The organism is Paraburkholderia edwinii (assembly GCF_019428685.1).
GTDB classification, from domain to species: Bacteria; Pseudomonadota; Gammaproteobacteria; order Burkholderiales; family Burkholderiaceae; genus Paraburkholderia; species Paraburkholderia edwinii.
Window position 1 is genome coordinate 2414959 of record NZ_CP080096.1, and the last position, 15309, is coordinate 2430267.

Annotated in this window: 13 protein-coding genes and 1 pseudogene; 2 read left to right on the plus strand and 12 right to left on the minus strand. The window is 62.8% G+C overall.

Features of this window, described 5'->3' with window-relative positions; translation table 11 throughout:
* Nucleotides 1-141 precede the first annotated feature (141 nt).
* Both KZJ38_RS32375 and KZJ38_RS32380 read right to left on the minus strand, forming a co-directional pair.
* Nucleotides 142-1077, minus strand: coding sequence for a dihydrodipicolinate synthase family protein (locus KZJ38_RS32375; RefSeq protein WP_219801121.1), 936 nt, complete (start codon nt 1075-1077; stop codon nt 142-144).
* Between the two features lie 265 nt (nt 1078-1342).
* On the minus strand, nt 1343-2032 hold the full coding sequence (locus tag KZJ38_RS32380; protein WP_219801122.1) for a FadR/GntR family transcriptional regulator: 690 nt from the start codon (nt 2030-2032) through the stop codon (nt 1343-1345).
* A gap of 580 nt (nt 2033-2612) precedes the next feature.
* Between KZJ38_RS32380 and KZJ38_RS32385 the strand changes: the two genes are divergently transcribed.
* Nucleotides 2613-4175, plus strand: a complete 1563-nt coding sequence (locus KZJ38_RS32385) for a S53 family peptidase (RefSeq protein ID WP_219801123.1) — start codon at nt 2613-2615, stop codon at nt 4173-4175.
* A gap of 88 nt (nt 4176-4263) precedes the next feature.
* On the opposite strand, the gene KZJ38_RS32390 is transcribed toward KZJ38_RS32385, so the two are convergent.
* Both KZJ38_RS32390 and KZJ38_RS32395 read right to left on the minus strand, forming a co-directional pair.
* Nucleotides 4264-5148 (minus strand): DUF2950 domain-containing protein, encoded by an 885-nt coding sequence (locus tag KZJ38_RS32390; protein ID WP_246641875.1) that lies wholly within the window; start codon nt 5146-5148, stop codon nt 4264-4266.
* A gap of 146 nt (nt 5149-5294) precedes the next feature.
* A complete protein-coding gene (locus KZJ38_RS32395) occupies nt 5295-6602 on the minus strand; it encodes a DUF3300 domain-containing protein (protein ID WP_219801125.1) in 1308 nt (435 codons plus the stop codon).
* Between the two features lie 222 nt (nt 6603-6824).
* Here KZJ38_RS32395 and KZJ38_RS32400 point away from each other — a divergent pair, with 222 nt between their 5' ends.
* Entirely contained in the window at nt 6825-7412 is a 588-nt protein-coding gene (locus KZJ38_RS32400) for a BPSL1445 family SYLF domain-containing lipoprotein (RefSeq protein WP_219801126.1), read from the plus strand.
* 63 nt (nt 7413-7475) lie between these two features.
* On the opposite strand, the gene KZJ38_RS32405 is transcribed toward KZJ38_RS32400, so the two are convergent.
* The 8 genes and pseudogenes from KZJ38_RS32405 to KZJ38_RS32440 all read right to left on the minus strand — a co-directional run.
* Complete coding sequence (locus KZJ38_RS32405) at nt 7476-8918, minus strand: TolC family protein (protein WP_219801127.1); 1443 nt, start codon at nt 8916-8918, stop codon at nt 7476-7478.
* Complete coding sequence (locus tag KZJ38_RS32410; protein ID WP_219801128.1) at nt 8915-10069, minus strand: HlyD family secretion protein; 1155 nt, start codon at nt 10067-10069, stop codon at nt 8915-8917. The genes KZJ38_RS32405 and KZJ38_RS32410 overlap by 4 nt, the downstream gene beginning before the upstream one ends.
* A gap of 12 nt (nt 10070-10081) precedes the next feature.
* On the minus strand, nt 10082-10456 hold the full coding sequence (locus KZJ38_RS32415) for a DUF3302 domain-containing protein (protein WP_219801129.1): 375 nt from the start codon (nt 10454-10456) through the stop codon (nt 10082-10084).
* 198 nt (nt 10457-10654) lie between these two features.
* Nucleotides 10655-11662 carry a cytochrome d ubiquinol oxidase subunit II gene (cydB, locus tag KZJ38_RS32420; RefSeq protein ID WP_219801130.1) on the minus strand — a complete coding sequence of 336 codons (1008 nt, stop codon included), beginning with the start codon at nt 11660-11662 and terminating at the stop codon, nt 10655-10657.
* Nucleotides 11659-13098 carry a cytochrome ubiquinol oxidase subunit I gene (locus KZJ38_RS32425; RefSeq protein WP_246641876.1) on the minus strand — a complete coding sequence of 480 codons (1440 nt, stop codon included), beginning with the start codon at nt 13096-13098 and terminating at the stop codon, nt 11659-11661. Before KZJ38_RS32425 ends, cydB begins: the two co-directional genes overlap by 4 nt.
* A 221-nt stretch (nt 13099-13319) precedes the next feature.
* A complete protein-coding gene (locus tag KZJ38_RS36785; protein ID WP_246641877.1) occupies nt 13320-14318 on the minus strand; it encodes a hypothetical protein in 999 nt (332 codons plus the stop codon).
* Nucleotides 14318-14710 (minus strand): type II secretion system protein, encoded by a 393-nt coding sequence (locus tag KZJ38_RS32435; protein WP_219801131.1) that lies wholly within the window; start codon nt 14708-14710, stop codon nt 14318-14320. The genes KZJ38_RS36785 and KZJ38_RS32435 overlap by 1 nt, the downstream gene beginning before the upstream one ends.
* 5 nt (nt 14711-14715) lie before the next feature.
* A pseudogene (locus tag KZJ38_RS32440) lies at nt 14716-15183 on the minus strand (type II secretion system protein); the annotation flags it as partial.
* Nucleotides 15184-15309: the final 126 nt, after the last annotated feature.

A 15309-nucleotide genomic window follows, 5' to 3' on the forward strand; every position in this document is an offset into this window, starting at 1 on the left:
TGCTCCGGAAAATTCGCTGAATGTTCGCTGTTCGCTTTGTTGCTGCGTTTGCTGTTTTTGCTGCTTTTTTTCTGCGCTCTACTGCGTTTCGCTGGGTTTTGCTTTGTATTGCTTCAGTCCGCTTGCGCAACCTTCAGGCGCTTAAGCCTGCGCGGCAAACTCGCGCTCGAAGGCGAGCAGCGCGTTCGCGGCCGCGGCGATCTCGGCGTGATGCTGTTTGTTCGTGCTGGAAAGCAGCGGCAGGATCGTGCCCATATCGGCGACGCCGGTCATCGTCACCGCGTCGTGCAGCACGCAGATCAGCGACCACTGGTCGCGCAGCGTTTCGAGCGGCATGCACGCGTCGTAAAGGCGTTGCGCTTCGGCCGCGCGCGACGGATCGCGCGCGATTTTCAGCAGCGTCGAGACCGTATGCGGCGCGATACAGCCCGAGCCCGTCGTCCATGCGGCGAGGCCGAAATCGCGCACGTGTGTGAGCGCCGGACGCTCGCCCATGCCCGACACGACGCGCGCGGGATTCACGCTTTGCAACAGGCGGCGCAGATACGGATCGTCAGCCGGGTTCTCGCGCACGATCGCGTACTTCACGGCGATCAGCGTGCCGCTGTCGACAAGACGCGCGAGCGTATCGACGTCCACGTAGTTTTCGCTCTTGATATAGAGCGTGAGCGGAATGCCGGCCGTATCGACCACGCGCTTGAGTCCGGCTTCGACGCCTTCGGGCGTCGTGAAGCCCGTCAGCGGCAGCACCATCGCGGTCTGATATTTCGTCTGCGCGAGGATGCGCGCCTGGTCGAGCATCTTGCCGAAGTCAGGGCCGATCGCCGGAATCACGCGCGTGGTCGGCGCGGTCTGGTCAGCCAGCATGTCAAGCAACTCGCGGTATTCGCTGACCGCGACGTGATAGAAGTTCGCGTTGCCGCCGTACAGCAGCGTGCGCATGCCGCCCGCTTCGATATGGCGAATCAGACGCTGGTTTTCAGCGACGTCGAGCGACAGGTCCGCGTGGCGTGCGAGCGGCGGCACCGCCATCACGGTCGACGCGAATTCGCTTGCGGGAATCGGGGATACGTTCATTTGAGGCAGGCTCGTAGCTTGGTGAATTCTTCTGACGACGCGAACGATAGCACCGTCGATTTCTTGTTGTCAAACAACTATTAGCCAATTCGCACTGTTGGTCAAATGTTGCAGTGCATCGCCTGACAACTGAAGCTACGAATCAAATGAAAACGGCCCGCACGGAAACGCCGTCACGACTGCCGCAACTGGCGTTCCGTACGGGCCCGCAAGGATGCTGCAAGCGCCTGCGACGGCGCTCAGGTGGCACGCTCAGCCGCACCACTCACGCGCCGAACATGCGCACCATCGCGTTCTCGAGATGCGCGCGCATCGCCTGTTCCGCGCCGCTCGCATCGCGGCGCCGGATCGCCTCGAGCACCGCGAGATGTTCCTGCTGCACGAGTTGCTGCCGCTCGATCGACTTCACGAGCGACAGGTTGCGCGACAGGTTCATGCTGAATTCGACCTGCTCGTGTATGAACGACAACGACGTGATAAAGAACTGGTTTTTCGATGCGCGCGCAACCGCCAGATGGAACGCGAAATCGTCCTTCGCGCCGATGCCTTCGGTTTCGATCACCTGCTGCAGCGTGTCCCACTGGCGCTGGATCGCGTCGATATCGGCATCGTCGGCCTTGAGCGCGGCGAGCGCCGCGCCGCCCGATTCGGTGACGACGCGAAATTCGTAGCAGCGCCGGATGTCGGACAAGCTCTCGAGCGGCGCGAAGCGGCGCAGGTCCGGATCGGGCCGGCGCCGGACCGTCGTGCCCGAGCCGTGCCGCGTCGCGATGATGCCGTCCGCGCGCAATTGCGCGAGCGCCTCGCGCACGGTCGGGCGCGAGGTTTCAAAGCGCTCGGCCAGCGCATGCTCGGTCGGCAGCCTGTCTCCTTCCCGGTATTCGCCCTCGATGATGCGATTCAGGATATCGCTATAGATCCTGCCCGGCATACCGGGCGGCTTGCGTTCATTCATGGTGCGCGGGGGGCGATGGTATGGCGGTTAGCCTGAAGTTGTCAGGCAAAGTCTACTCAAAGCGAATCTTGATTGGCAAGTAGGGACGAGTCTGGGTCGGCGCGCTGAGCGCGACACGAGCGGACTGTAATCGGGACGCAAGCTGTGGCCGGCTCAGGGCCGACGCGTGACATTCGGTTCAATGAAGGCCGGATAAGCGCTATGCCGATGCGACATGCCGATGCACCACAGCCGCATGGCTCAGATGCGAAGGCCCGCACTTCGCTTCGTCTCACTTCGTGTCGCGCGTCGTCCTTGTCGATACTTAGCCACCCGAAGCAACGTTCTGTTGTCTTCCACCGGCGAATCCGGTTACAACAGCGAACCGCTTTCGCGTGACGCTCGCGAACTCGCGCCTCGCGCGACGAACGAGCCGGTTCAGGTCTCAGGAATAAGCCCTACGCCCAGATGTTTTTTCAGGCAGGACACGCACATCGACGCATCGGCACACCACCGTTCTGCGTGCGTGCGTCCTCTTGGAACGAACGCGAAGCATCTGCGCATTCGTGTTTTCGCATCTGCGCTCAGCGGAGGTATTCACATGGCCAGGCACGTCGTTGAAGGAAGCGAGCGTCAACCGGTAGAAGGTTCGAGACGTCTTCACGCCACGGACCCACACGAAGAAATCGAAGTCAAACTGAAGCTGCGAAGAAAAAATGACGCGGCGTATCAGGACTTGATTCACAAGCTCGAACAAGGCGAAGCCTTCGCGGCAATGGACCGGAAAACCTTTGCGAGCAAGTTCGGCACGTCGTCCGAAGACTGCAAGAAGGTGCATGCGTTCGCCGCCGCGCACGGCCTCAAGGTGGTTCGCGAAGCGCCGCAATCGCATCTGATGGTGCTCACCGGCACCGTCGCGCACTTTCAGAAGGCCTTCGACGTCAAGCTCGACGTCTACACGCATCCGAAATACGGCAGATATCGCGGGCGCACCGGTCCCGTGCATGTTCCCGACGAACTCGAAGGCATCGTGACGGCTGTGCTCGGTCTCGACAATCGTCCGCAGGCACGCCCTCACTTTCATGTGCGGGACGAGAAAGACGCGACGGGCGACGAGCCGCAGCCGATTGCATTCAACCCGTTGCAGCTCGCCTCTCACTACAAGTTTCCGCGCGGCGACGGCCGCGGGCAATGCATCGGCATTCTTGAACTGGGCGGCGGCTATCGCGAGAAGGACCTGCAGGCGTATTTCAGCCTGCTCGGCGTGCCGATGCCCGAAGTCGTAGCGGTCAGCGTCGGCGGCGCAACGAACGATCCGGACCATGACCCGCAAGGCGCCGACGTCGAAGTCGCGCTCGATATCGAGGTATGCGGCGCAGTCGCGCCCGCCGCGAAAATCGCGGTGTATTTCGCCAAAAACACCGATGCCGACTTTATCGAGGCGCTGACCACGGCGATCCACGACGACGTCAACCAGCCGAGCGTCATCTCCATTAGCTGGGGCGAAGCCGAAGCCGGCTCGACGCATCAGTTCACGACGCGCTTCAACGAGGCGCTGCAGATGGCCGCGTTGCTCGGCATCACGGTATTCGCCTCGGCTGGCGACGCCGGCTCGCACGATGCGGGACCCGACAAGCCCGACACGGTCGACTTTCCCGCATCGAGCCCGTTCGCGCTTGCCTGCGGCGGCACACGCATCGACGAACACGACGACGGCGCCGAAGCCGAGGTGGTGTGGAACGACGGCGCCAAGGGCGGCGCAACAGGCGGCGGCATCAGCACGCGCTTCGAGCGGCCCGTGTGGCAGGACGGGCTGTCCGTGTCCCGCACGAAGGGCGACGCGATCGCGCTAACCCATCGCGGCGTGCCCGATGTGGCCGGCGACGCATCGCCCGCTTCGGGCTACTTCGTCATCGTGGGCGGCCGCGTCGGTGTAGTCGGCGGCACGAGTGCGGTTGCGCCGCTCTGGGCAGGCCTCGTTGCGCGCATCAATGGCATCAAGGGCGCGCCGCTCGGCTTCGTCACGCCGCGGCTCTATCGGCAGGCGGGCGTCTGCAAGGACATCCGTCACGGCAATAACGGCGGCTTCGCGAGCGGCAAGGGCTGGGACGCGTGCACGGGTATCGGCGTGCCGAATGGCGATGCCATTGCGCGAGCGCTATAGCGTTCTGCGATCGCGGTCGCTCTTCGTCATCGCGTGATCGCCGTATCGGGCGTGGGCACCGTATCGCGCGGCGATATTGCATCGATCGTCAAGGCTGAACCGGCGACCACGAAGGATCCGGGTCGAACGACTTCAACGCAAGTGCCGTGCGCCCGGTGTTCGGACCGAGATCCTTCTGATACAGCTGCCCGTCCTGGTTGACGATAAACGTCATGACGCCCGTTGCTCCGTATTGCACTGGCCATGCAACCAGCGCGCAGCCTTTCTTCATCACGCCGTCCTGTACGTAGTTCTCCGCCCCGCCCTTCGCGTGCGAACCTTGACGCGTGAGAATCCGGTAGTGATAGCCGTAGTACCCGTTAGCGGAAATCGCCGACGTGCTTTGCTGCATCGCTGCGACGAGCGGACCCAGCGGGCTCTGCGGGCCGCCCGGCTGCGCGGGCCAATACAGACCGTCGCGCTGACCGGGCTCGCTAAGCAGACGCTGCGCGTAGTGCCCGGTCAGGTTGCGATAGTCATTCTGTGCACCGAGATAGGCGAGCGACGTCGACATCGCGGCGCGTTCGTTGCGGCCAACGCGGCGGATAGCGATCTCGCTTCGCGCCGCGGCAGGATCGAAGCGCCAGCCATGCGCGGTTTTCAGGAGCGGGATCGGCAGCGTCCAGCCGCTCGTGCCCACGGCGAGATGCGCGGTTTGCCGGCGCGCGCCTGATTTGCCCGATCCACCGGATTTGCCCGATGCGCCCGGCTCGGGATCCATCACGATCTGATGGCCTCGAGACCACGCGCCGAGAAAATCGTAGACATCGCCTTCACCGGTATCCTGCGCGGGAATGAGCCGCTGATAGTCGCGGCCGAGCACATGCTCGATCGCGGCGTGGCCACCGCCCGCGAGGGCATCCACCAGCGCCTGGGCTGCCGCTTCCGGTGTCGGATACACGGCTTGTGCGCATGCGCCCTGCATACCGGACATCAAGACGCCTGCCGCAAAAAGCGAGGCTGCGGCACGCAGCGCATGATGGCGTCGTATGCTTCGCGCGCGCGCGACGCTCAGCGCAGGGTGTTTGCGAATTCCGATCATTGAAGACACCTCCCCACGGTTCGTCCACCGTTCGTGCGCTATCGACGAAAGCGACCGCCCCCACCACCGAAACCTCCCCCGCCAAACCCTCCGCCGCCTCTGTCGAAGCCTCCTCCACCGCCTCGGTCGAAACCCCCGCCACCGCCGAACCGGTCGCCACCGAACCCTCCGCCGCCCGATCTGTCGTCGCCGCCGAACCCGTGACTTCCAAAGTTATCGGCCGCATAGGTGTTGCGGCTTTCCATGCCGCGCTGCGTATCGAGACGTTCGCTATTGCCGTCGCCCGCGCCGCGAAACGCATTGTCGCGATTCACGCTCTGCGCGCTGTTGCGCAAGTCGCTCGAACTGGCGCCGCCGCCGCGCTGCATATCCTGAAAACGCTGGCTCGCACTGCCCGACAGGTTCTGGCCGGTGCGGCTCTGCAGCGTTTGCATGGCCTGCTCGCGCGACGTGTCGTATCCGCGAAATGCGTTGTTCTGCGCGCTGCTGAAATTCGCGCTGCGGCTGCTGTAGTTGGCATTGCGGTTCCAGCTGGCCGTGCCGCTCGTTGTGCTGAGCCGGTTGTTGACGTTGATATTGTTGTAGCGATTCACGTTGACGTTGACGTTGCCGCTGTGCCAGTCGCAGCCGCCCCATAGCGCATTGGTGACGGCAATGCCGGCGCCGAAAGCGAGTCCCGTCGCGAAGCCGGTCGCGAGCGCATAGCCGGGCGGCGGCGGAATGTACATGGGCGGATACGCGGGATAAAGCCACGGCCCGTAGACGACGGTCGGGTTATAGGTCGGCACGTACACGACCTGTGGGTTCGCCGGCTGGATCTGGATCGTGTCCTGTTCGACGATCACCTTCTGCTGTTCGTTCGACTTGAGATTCCCGGCCTGCTGCGCCTGCTTGCGCAGCTGCTGCACGGAATTCATCACGTCGTTCGGCTGCGCAAGAAACGCGTCGCCTAACTGGCTCACCCATTCCGGCTTCGAGGCCATGGTCGCGAGGACTTGCGGAAACGCAACGAGCGACTGCACGCTCGGATCCCACGGTTTCGACGCGACCGCCTTCACGGCCTCGTCGCCTTTCTGCTGAGGGTTCTGCTTCGACCACTCCGCCGCGGCCTGCACTTCGTCGGGGAAGGTCGCGGCCATCAGCACCTGGGCTAGCAGCGCATCGGGATAGAGCGCGATAGGCGCGGTCAACGAATCGAGTTGCTGCTTCGAGAGTTTCACGGTTCCTTGCGCGCAGGCCGAAGTGGGCGCCACAAGGCCACCAGCAACACCGTAGACGAGCGATGCACCGATTAGCATCGCGAACAGAGCCAACACACCGCGCACATGATCCAGCGATAGCTTCATGATCAGGGCCTCCTGCGATGCGAATTGTTTCGCCTGGTTATTCCGACTTTATTTGCGACGCTTTAATAGAAATTAGATACGTTGTAGTCGTGTTCGAGTGCTGGGTGTTATAGCATATGGGAAGCCACCATGACGAAGCCGATTTGAAAGAGCGTGCATTCTCGAAATCGCTAACGGGAATAGCATCGATAAATTGTTCAACGCACCACCATGGAGGAAGCAATGAAAAGACGAATTTTTCTGCGTACTGCTGGTGCCACACTCGCTCTAACAGGCTTCGCATTATCTGGATGCACGACGACCGGATCGACACCTGCCACACCTGCCGGCAATGCGGACAAGCGTAAAGCGATCGATGCGAGCATCGACGGCACGATGTCGCGGCTCTACTCGACAGTCGGCGGCTCACGCGAACTGGTCGCCAAGGCGAATGGGGTGCTGGTCTTTCCATCGGTGCTCGAGGTCGGCTTTATCGTGGGCGGGCAGTATGGCGAAGGCGCATTACGCGTGAACGGCACCTCGGTCGGCTACTACAGCACGGTATCCGGCTCGTTCGGACTCGAGGCCGGCGCTCAATCGAAGGCGCTTATCTTCCTGTTCATGACGAAAGAGGCGCTCGATAAATTCCGCGGTTCAGACGGCTGGACGGCTGGCGTTGATTCGTCGGTCGCGCTCGTGAAGGTCGGCGCAAACGGCGTGATCGATGCGACCACGGCCACCCAGCCCGTCGATTGCATCGTGCTAACCAACACGGGCCTGATGGCCAACCTGTCGCTGCAGGGCACCAAGGTGTCGCGCCTGAATATCTGAAGACGGCGCGCCAGAACCCAGGCCCGGGAACGCAGCACGCGGCTCACGTATTCGTTGGAGAGCCTACCGGGTTTCGGTGTTTGCCGCCCCTGTTACTGTCGGCAACGCGGTCGACGGTGTCGCGTCGAAGCTCCCACCGAGCGCCAGATACAGGCGAATGCGGTTCCTGCGCTGCAGGCCCCATAACTTGATCAGGTCTGCCTGGGTCGTCAGTTCGGCCGTCTGCAAGTTCGACACCCACAACAGGTCCCTGCGGCCGGCCTTGTACTGTATCGTCGCGATGCGCACGGCCTGGGAGCGCGATTCCACGGCGCTCTTTTCCATCGGCAATCGCTTGGTCAGCAACTGTTCGTTCGCGAGCGAATCCTCGACCTCGCGGAATGCCACTAGCACGACGCTGCCGTAGTGCGCCACCGCCTGCGCCTGTTGCGCAGTCGCAATCTTGATCTGCGCCTGCAGCGCGCCGCCGGTGAAGATCGGGATCGACGCGCCGATCGACGCGGTCACGAGCCATGGGTTCAGGTCCAGTAGCGAGAAAAGCGCATCGCCGAGCCGGCCGCCTTCGAACGAAAACGAGAAGTCGGGCAGCAGCGTGAGCTTCGCCACTTCCTCCTGACGAAACGCGGCAAGCACCTGGCGCTCCGCGGCGACGAGGTCGGGCCGGCGTTCGAGCAGGCTGGCGGGCAGCCCTGCCGCCGGAGTCGGCGGCAGCAGCGGATAGTTCGTCTCAACTTCGATTTCGGTCGCGGGATAACGCCCAAGCAGCACTTCCAGCGCGCGGCGCGCGTCGCCGTACGATTGACGCGCGGCCTCTACCGAACTCTGCGCCGATTCGAGCTTGGCACGCGTGTCGGCGACGTCGAGATCGGAGTCCTTGCCCGCGGTGCGACGCGTCGTGACGAGGTCGAGCAGCTGCCCATAGATGTCGACCGCATGTTCGGCGAGCGCGAGCAGTTGCCTCGTTTCGATCGTGAGATACCAGGCCTGCGCCACCGTGGCCGCCAGCGACTGTCGTGCATAGGCGTAATCGAGCGCGGTCGCTTCATATCCCGCTTGCGCCGCGGCGCGTTTGGCGCGCAGCTTGCCCCACACGTCTATCTCCCACGCCACGGCGCCGTAGGCAACCGATGTGGTCGAGTCGTTACTGTGATCGAAGTCGTGCGTGGTCCGCCCGCCGCCTGTCACGCCGATCTGCGGCCATAGCTGGGAGCCCGCGACGACCACCGCCTGCTGCGCGATCGCCACCCTATCCGCCGCCTGACGCAAGTCGAGGTTGTTGGCGATCGCTTCGGCCACGATCGTGTCGAGCATCGGGTCGTCGAGCGACTTCAGCCAGTCGTCGGCAACGGGAACCGCACTTGCCTCCGACTTCCATGCGGGCGGAATCGTCGTGCTTTTCGGCAATGCATCGCTGACCACATCGCTGTGCTGCGGCGGTGGCGCCAGCGCACAAGCGCCGGCCAGCGCAGCAAGAAACACGACGACGAATGATCGCGCGCGCATCATAGCGAAAACGGATACAGCCAGTTGTACCAGGTATACGAGCGGATCGCGACCTTGCGCAGCATGTCGAAGGCGCTGCTCGAGCTCGTGTAGATCGCCGCGCGCCCCTGCGTACCGATCGGAAACTGCGTCTGATTCGGATCGTCCAGCGTGATCGCCACGGCGAACTGCCCTTGCGGCGCTTCGGCCGGTACCGCGTTGAAGGCCGGCAATGCGCCGCTCGGAAGCATTTGCCCCGCGCCGCTGCCCTCCCAGACCGCCGCGACCTTGCCGGGCCAGATCTGCCCCGGATAGAGATCGAGCGCCACTTCCACCGGCTGGCCGGGCTTCACGTACTTGAGGTTTTCCTGGAAGAACTGAGCAAGCACGTAGCGGTCGGCATCGCAGATAAACGATGCGATCGCGCCGAAGCGGATATCGCCCGACACCATGCCGGGCCGGACCTGCAGATTGATGATGTAACCGTCCTCCGGCGCCACCATCAGCGTGTTGTCGAGATAGAAGCGCGCCTGATCGAGTTCGGCCTCGATCGACGCCACCGCGGTATTGACGCCGCCGATTTCGGATTGGTACTTGAGTTTCGAGCGCTCTTCCTCAGCCTGCGCCTCCTTGATCGCCGCTGTGTTGGCCGCAACCTGCGCGCGCCATTTCTGTGCGTCTTCCTCGGGGCCCGCGCCGCGTTTGGCAAGACTGGCGGAGAGTTTTTCCTGGTACACGGCGTACTCGAGCTCGCTCTTCAACCTGACGATTTTTTCGGCCGTCACCTGAACGTCGGTCTTCATGATCGACACGTTCTGCTTGGCTTGTGCGAGCTGCGCCTCCAGCTGCTTGACCTTCGCTTCGTAGATGCGCTTATCGAACTGGAACAGCGGCGTGCCCTTCTTGACGTGGACATTCGGCTCCACCAGCACCGCGGTGACGAGCGTAGGCTCGGACAGGCGTGGCGTGAGCTGGATCGTGTGCTGGATGACGCGCGCCTCGTTCGAGGTCGGCGTGACGTAGCGCAGGCCGATCAGGAAGATCAGCATCAGGTGCAGTACGAAGAACGTGGAAAAGAAGCCCCACCCGATCGTGAACTTGAGCCACCGGAACTTGAAGAAGACCAGCCAGACAATTAAGCCATACGCAAACAGCATGACGAAACCGAGCAGCATGGCCTGTCTCCTTCAATTCTTGGTATTGCCATCCTCTGAACGCCGGGCGTTGGCTGGGAGTCCTTTAGAAACGGGCGGCTCCAGACCGCTCAGGCGGGCATGCTCCTCTTCGATCGCCCGCGCCTCTTCGCGCGGAAAGCGCCGGATATCGATGACGTCGGTCGGTTTGAAGGCCCAGATGAACGCCTGAATCCACGGCAATATCGTGGGCAGCAGTCCGGCCCAGCCCATCAGCTTCACCGCTTCGGCCTCGGGGTGGTGGCGCGCGATCGCGATACGCCCCGGCAAGCCTGCGATCCAGATGTAGGTGATAATGCCGGCGCCGCCGGCAAGGAATCCCGTGGCGAAGGTCACGTAATCCCAGAATCCGAGTTCGAATCCGAGCATGTCACTTTCCCTTTAAGACCCAAGGCCGGCATCATTGCTCTGTCTCGAAGACTATGCAGGCAGCCCATACGCGACTAGTGGACCATGGTCCAATTGAATCGAAACGTACGATGGCATATTCTTCGCAATCGTTTGGCTAATAGTTTTTATTGTCCGAATATTTAAATATTACAAACAGCTTTATTCAACGGATTAATCTTATTCGGATTCCTGTTTAATCTTTCCGCGAAACACCCAATACACACCGGCGGTATAGAGCGCAATCACCGGCAATACGATCACGCCGCCATAGAAAAAGAACTGCAGCGATGCCTCCGGCGCCGCGGCGCCGCCCACCGTGATGGTGTACGGCACCATGTAAGGCCAGAACATCACGCCGAGCGTCAGATACGACGCGAGGAAAAACAGCACAGTGAGCCCGAACGTCAGCCGGTCGCGCCGCGCTCGCGCGCTGAGCACGGCGCACCCCAATGCCGCGATCGCCGCAACGGGAAACACGAGTCCCCATAGACGATCGCGCAGGCGGCTGTGCCCCACGGCGTGCGTATCGACCGTCAGCGACACGACGAATGCGAGCGCGACGAGTACGAAGACGATCGCGGCGAGCCAGCCGATGCGGCGATACGCCCACTCCCGCAACGGCCCGTCGCTCTTGACCACGATCCAGCCGGCGCCGAGCAGCGCGTAGCCGAACACCAGCCCCAAACCCGTGAGCACCGGAAACGGATGCAGCCAGTCGAACGACGTGCCCGCAAACTGTCCGTTCTCAACCGGCATGCCGCGCATCAGCGCACCCACAGCGGCGCCCTGCGCGAAAGCGACCACCGTCGATCCAAGAAAGAAGCCCGTATCCCAGAGCCAGCGCGTGCGCACGCTTCGATAGCGAAACTCGAACGCGACGCCGCGAAAGATCAGGCCGATCAGCAACAACAGCAATGGCAGATAGAAGGCGGCCATGAAGACCGCGTAGACCACCGGGAAACTCGCGAACAGGCCCGCGCCGATCACGACGAGCCAGGTTTCGTTGCCGTCCCAGAACGGCGCGATCGTGCTCATGATCCTGGTGCGCTGGCTTGCATCGCGCGTGCAGCCGAACAGGATGCCCACGCCGAGGTCGAGGCCATCCAGTATCACGTAGACCATGATCGAGATGACGATCACGCCGGCCCAGAAAAGCGCCAGGTTGCTGGGCTGCAGTTCGCTCATGAGCCGGGCCTCGCATCGACGCCGGCCGCCGCCCCGCCTGCCGCGGGCTTACCGGTCGTGGTTTCCGAGCGCGCGGCGACAGCCAGTGGCCGGCTGGCCGTGACATGGGTCAGCGCCGCCTCTTCGACGCGCGGCCCATCGCGCAGCAGCTTGTAAATGTAGTAGATACCGAACGCAACGAAGAGCAGGTAGACCGCGACATAGACGACCAGCGAGGTCAGCACGTCGTTTGTCGTGAGCGACGGCGTGACGGCATCGCGCGTGCGCAGCAAGCCATAGACGACCCACGGCTGGCGACCGACTTCCGCCGTATACCAGCCGGTCAGGATCGCGATAAATCCGGTCGGAAACGAAAGAAAGGTGGCCCATAGAAACCAGCGCGACGATTCGAGCTTGCCGCGCCAGCGCAGGAGATTGCCGAGCCACGAGACGGCCAGCATGATGAGGCCCATGCCGACCATCAGCCGAAAGGCGAAGAAGGGAATCACGACGGGCGGGCGGTCTTCACGAGGGAACGATTCGAGCCCGACTTCGGCCGACGTGAAATTCCCCGATGCAATAAAACTGCCGAGCTTCGGCACGGTAATCGCATAGAGATTGCGCTCGTTCTCTTCATCGGGGATGGCGATCAGCACTTCGTCGGCCGGCTGCTGGTTTTTCCAGCGCGCTTCGATCGCGGCGAACTTGGCCGGCTGGTGCTCGAGCACATATTCGCCGGTCAGATGTCCGAAGAAAAGCTGCACGGGTATCGCCACGGCAACCAGCGCGAGGGCCCAGTGGAGCATGACGCGCCCTTCCTCGCGATGCACGCCGCGCAGCAGATACCAGGCGCCGGTGGCCGCGACGCACATTCCGCTCGTCAGAAACGCGGCGAGTAACATGTGCGGCCAACGCACCATTTGCACCGGGCCGAAGACGATCTTCATCCAGTCGTCCGGAACGATCTTGCCGTCCACCATCGTGTGGCCGAGCGGCACCTGCATCCAGCTGTTGTTGGCGAGAATCCAGAACGACGAAAACATCGTGCCGAGCGCCACCATGCAGCAGGAAAAGAAGTAGAACCATGGCCGTACGCGTTCGCGTCCGAGCAGCATGATGCCGAAAAATGTCGCCTCGAGCATGAAGGCCGTAAAGCCCTCGTAGCCCAGTAACGGGCCCTGGATCGAGCCCGTCTTGACCGCGAGCACACCCCAGTTGGTACCGAACTGGAAGGCCATGACAATGCCGGTGACGACGCCCATGCCGAAGGACACCGCGAAGATCGGCAGCCAGAAGTCGAACACCCTGCGGTACAGCCGGTTTCCCGTCACGAGCCGTGCGCCCTCGATGGTCGCAAGCCAGGCCGCAAGGCCGATCGTGAAGGCCGGGAAAATGATGTGAAAGCTGATTACGAACCCGAACTGGATGCGCGAGAGGATGACAGGATCGAGTTCCATGGTCACTTCCACTCAGAAGGGGCTCGTGGTGTGGTGTTCTGTCGCGCGCGGCTCTGAGCCCGGGTTCCGTGCTCATTTCCGCGCTGATTTCCGCGCGTATTTCCTCTCAGGCAGCAAAGCGGCCGCCGGCGACTCACACCATGCGTGATTGGCAGACTAGGCAAAGAGCCGGCGCGCCGGTATTGGACCAAGGTCCAATTCTGCAGACACATCGCCGCTGTTTACTGCGATGTGCCTCCGCCACCGAACGACGAACTGTTGAAGGACCCGCCGCCGGACGACTGTCTGCCCGGCGAAAAACCGCTCGACGATCCGCCGCCGAAGGGGCTGTTGCCGCCGAACCCGCCGCCATTCGACGAGCCGTTATTGAACGAGCCACCGCCAAACGCGCCGCCATTCGACGAACCATTGTTGAACGAGCCGCCACCGAACGAGCTGCCATTCGACGACCCATTGCCGAACGAGCCGCTACCGAACGAACCGTCGTTCGACGACATCCCACCAGGCTGCGAGGCGCCGAACGGCGCGCCGCCGCCATTCACCGTTCCCGGCGCGTCGCCATTCAGCACCGGTCCGTCCGGCGGCCGCTGCCCTTGCGTAAGCGTCGGAAAGCGCGCGACGAATATCCAGTCCGTATAGCTCTTCTTGTTCGCGAAGCCCTGAAATGCCGCTGGAAAATGCGAGATCTGGATCGGATGCGCATGCGATGCGCTATGAATGCCGACAATCGTCTGCCCATCGGGCGACATCACGAGCACCCAATCGGCCTTGCCCGTCATCGGGTCTTCGTAGACTTTACGCAGATGGCGCACGACATTCGGATAGCGCGGATCGCGCAACAACTCTTCGAGCCTGCGCGGCTGCGTCGGCTGGCCGACCGGCGTGGACGACGAATAGCTTTGCAGCGCCCGCTGGAATTCCGCGCCGACCGCGAGCAACTCTTTTTCCGCCATGCGACGCTGATAGATCGCGCCCAGTTCCGCCGAAGCGGCCGCTGCGATGCTGATGATCGCAAGCAGTATCAGCAGCGCGAGATACGTATAGCCGCCTTGCGCGGCACGGCGCCGCGGCGCGCGCGTGCACGTCGGCGCGCATGGATCAGTGCAAGCGCACGCACACGCGCGATCGCCGGCCCCACCGCAAGCGCATACGCACGCGCGATCGCCAGCGCCACCGCAAGCGCGATCACGTTGCCTCGTGCGGAAAAGCGCAGCGCGCATCACATCGCCCCGTAAGCCTTGCCCTCGACATCGGTGCCTTCCGCACCGCTTTTGATGTCATAGACATTGCCGGGAAACTGCTCGTCGGGCGCGATGATCTGCCAGGTCGCCGCGCTATCGGCCACCGGATCGAACGGCAGCGAACGCAGATAGTGCTTGTCGACGAGCTCCTGCAGCGAATCCGGATAACGTCCCTGGTCGCCGTAGAACTGATCGATCGCCACCCGCGTGACATGGAGGTTCTGCACGAGCACCTTCTCTTTCGACGAATCGATCGAATGAAAATACTCGGGCAGTGCGAGCGTCAGCATCAACGCGATAATCGCGAGCACGATCAGCAGTTCGATCAGCGTAAAGCCCGCGGCCGCTTTCGCACGCTTGGGCGCTTGCATCGGTATCACCATTTTCGATAAGGAATGCCATCGAGCCCGATGCCGTTCGACGTCGAATAGACGTCGTACACATCATCGCCCTCTTGCGGATCGTCGGCTTCGCTCGCATAGGCGCGCTTGCCCCAGGTCGCCGCGTCGGAAAGCTGCGGGTCGTTGTCGTTCATCGGGTCGCGCGGAATGCGCCGCAGAAAGTACATCTTGTGGGCCTTCGGGTCCTGCTGGTCCGGCACGCCTTGCACGAGCAGTTCCAGACTCGGCGGGTAGTCGGTCGTACCCGCCTCTTTCTGGATGCGCCCGTCCTTGCTCGCGGTGTGGTACGCGTCGATCGCTTCGCGTATGTCGTGTAGCGCCGAGCGCAGTTGCTGCTCGCGCTCCCGCTGGCGCATCACCTGCGCGACAGGCACGGTCATGCAGGCGAGCACGCCGAGAATCGCCAGCGTGACGAGCAGTTCGATCAGCGTGAAACCGCGCGCGCGGTTGCTTGAGTGGCGGCACGAGTGGTCACATGAATCGGCACGTGAGTAGCTGCGCGAATCGCTGCATGAGTCGCTGCCCGAATCGCTGCATGAGTGGCCGCACGAATCGCTGCGTAAGTGGCC

What these genes read in the sequence shown, in the direction of transcription:
- KZJ38_RS32375 (WP_219801121.1), bottom strand. Translation starts at nt 1,077, where the DNA reads ATGAACGTATCCCCGATTCCCGCAAGCGAATTCGCGTCGACCGTGATG.
- KZJ38_RS32380 (WP_219801122.1), bottom strand. Translation starts at nt 2,032, where the DNA reads ATGAATGAACGCAAGCCGCCCGGTATGCCGGGCAGGATCTATAGCGAT.
- KZJ38_RS32385 (WP_219801123.1), top strand. Translation starts at nt 2,613, where the DNA reads ATGGCCAGGCACGTCGTTGAAGGAAGCGAGCGTCAACCGGTAGAAGGT.
- KZJ38_RS32390 (WP_246641875.1), bottom strand. Translation starts at nt 5,148, where the DNA reads ATGTCCGGTATGCAGGGCGCATGCGCACAAGCCGTGTATCCGACACCG.
- KZJ38_RS32395 (WP_219801125.1), bottom strand. Translation starts at nt 6,602, where the DNA reads ATGAAGCTATCGCTGGATCATGTGCGCGGTGTGTTGGCTCTGTTCGCG.
- KZJ38_RS32400 (WP_219801126.1), top strand. Translation starts at nt 6,825, where the DNA reads ATGAAAAGACGAATTTTTCTGCGTACTGCTGGTGCCACACTCGCTCTA.
- KZJ38_RS32405 (WP_219801127.1), bottom strand. Translation starts at nt 8,918, where the DNA reads ATGATGCGCGCGCGATCATTCGTCGTCGTGTTTCTTGCTGCGCTGGCC.
- KZJ38_RS32410 (WP_219801128.1), bottom strand. Translation starts at nt 10,069, where the DNA reads ATGCTGCTCGGTTTCGTCATGCTGTTTGCGTATGGCTTAATTGTCTGG.
- KZJ38_RS32415 (WP_219801129.1), bottom strand. Translation starts at nt 10,456, where the DNA reads ATGCTCGGATTCGAACTCGGATTCTGGGATTACGTGACCTTCGCCACG.
- cydB (WP_219801130.1), bottom strand. Translation starts at nt 11,662, where the DNA reads ATGAGCGAACTGCAGCCCAGCAACCTGGCGCTTTTCTGGGCCGGCGTG.
- KZJ38_RS32425 (WP_246641876.1), bottom strand. Translation starts at nt 13,098, where the DNA reads ATGGAACTCGATCCTGTCATCCTCTCGCGCATCCAGTTCGGGTTCGTA.
- KZJ38_RS36785 (WP_246641877.1), bottom strand. Translation starts at nt 14,318, where the DNA reads ATGCGCGCTGCGCTTTTCCGCACGAGGCAACGTGATCGCGCTTGCGGT.
- KZJ38_RS32435 (WP_219801131.1), bottom strand. Translation starts at nt 14,710, where the DNA reads ATGCAAGCGCCCAAGCGTGCGAAAGCGGCCGCGGGCTTTACGCTGATC.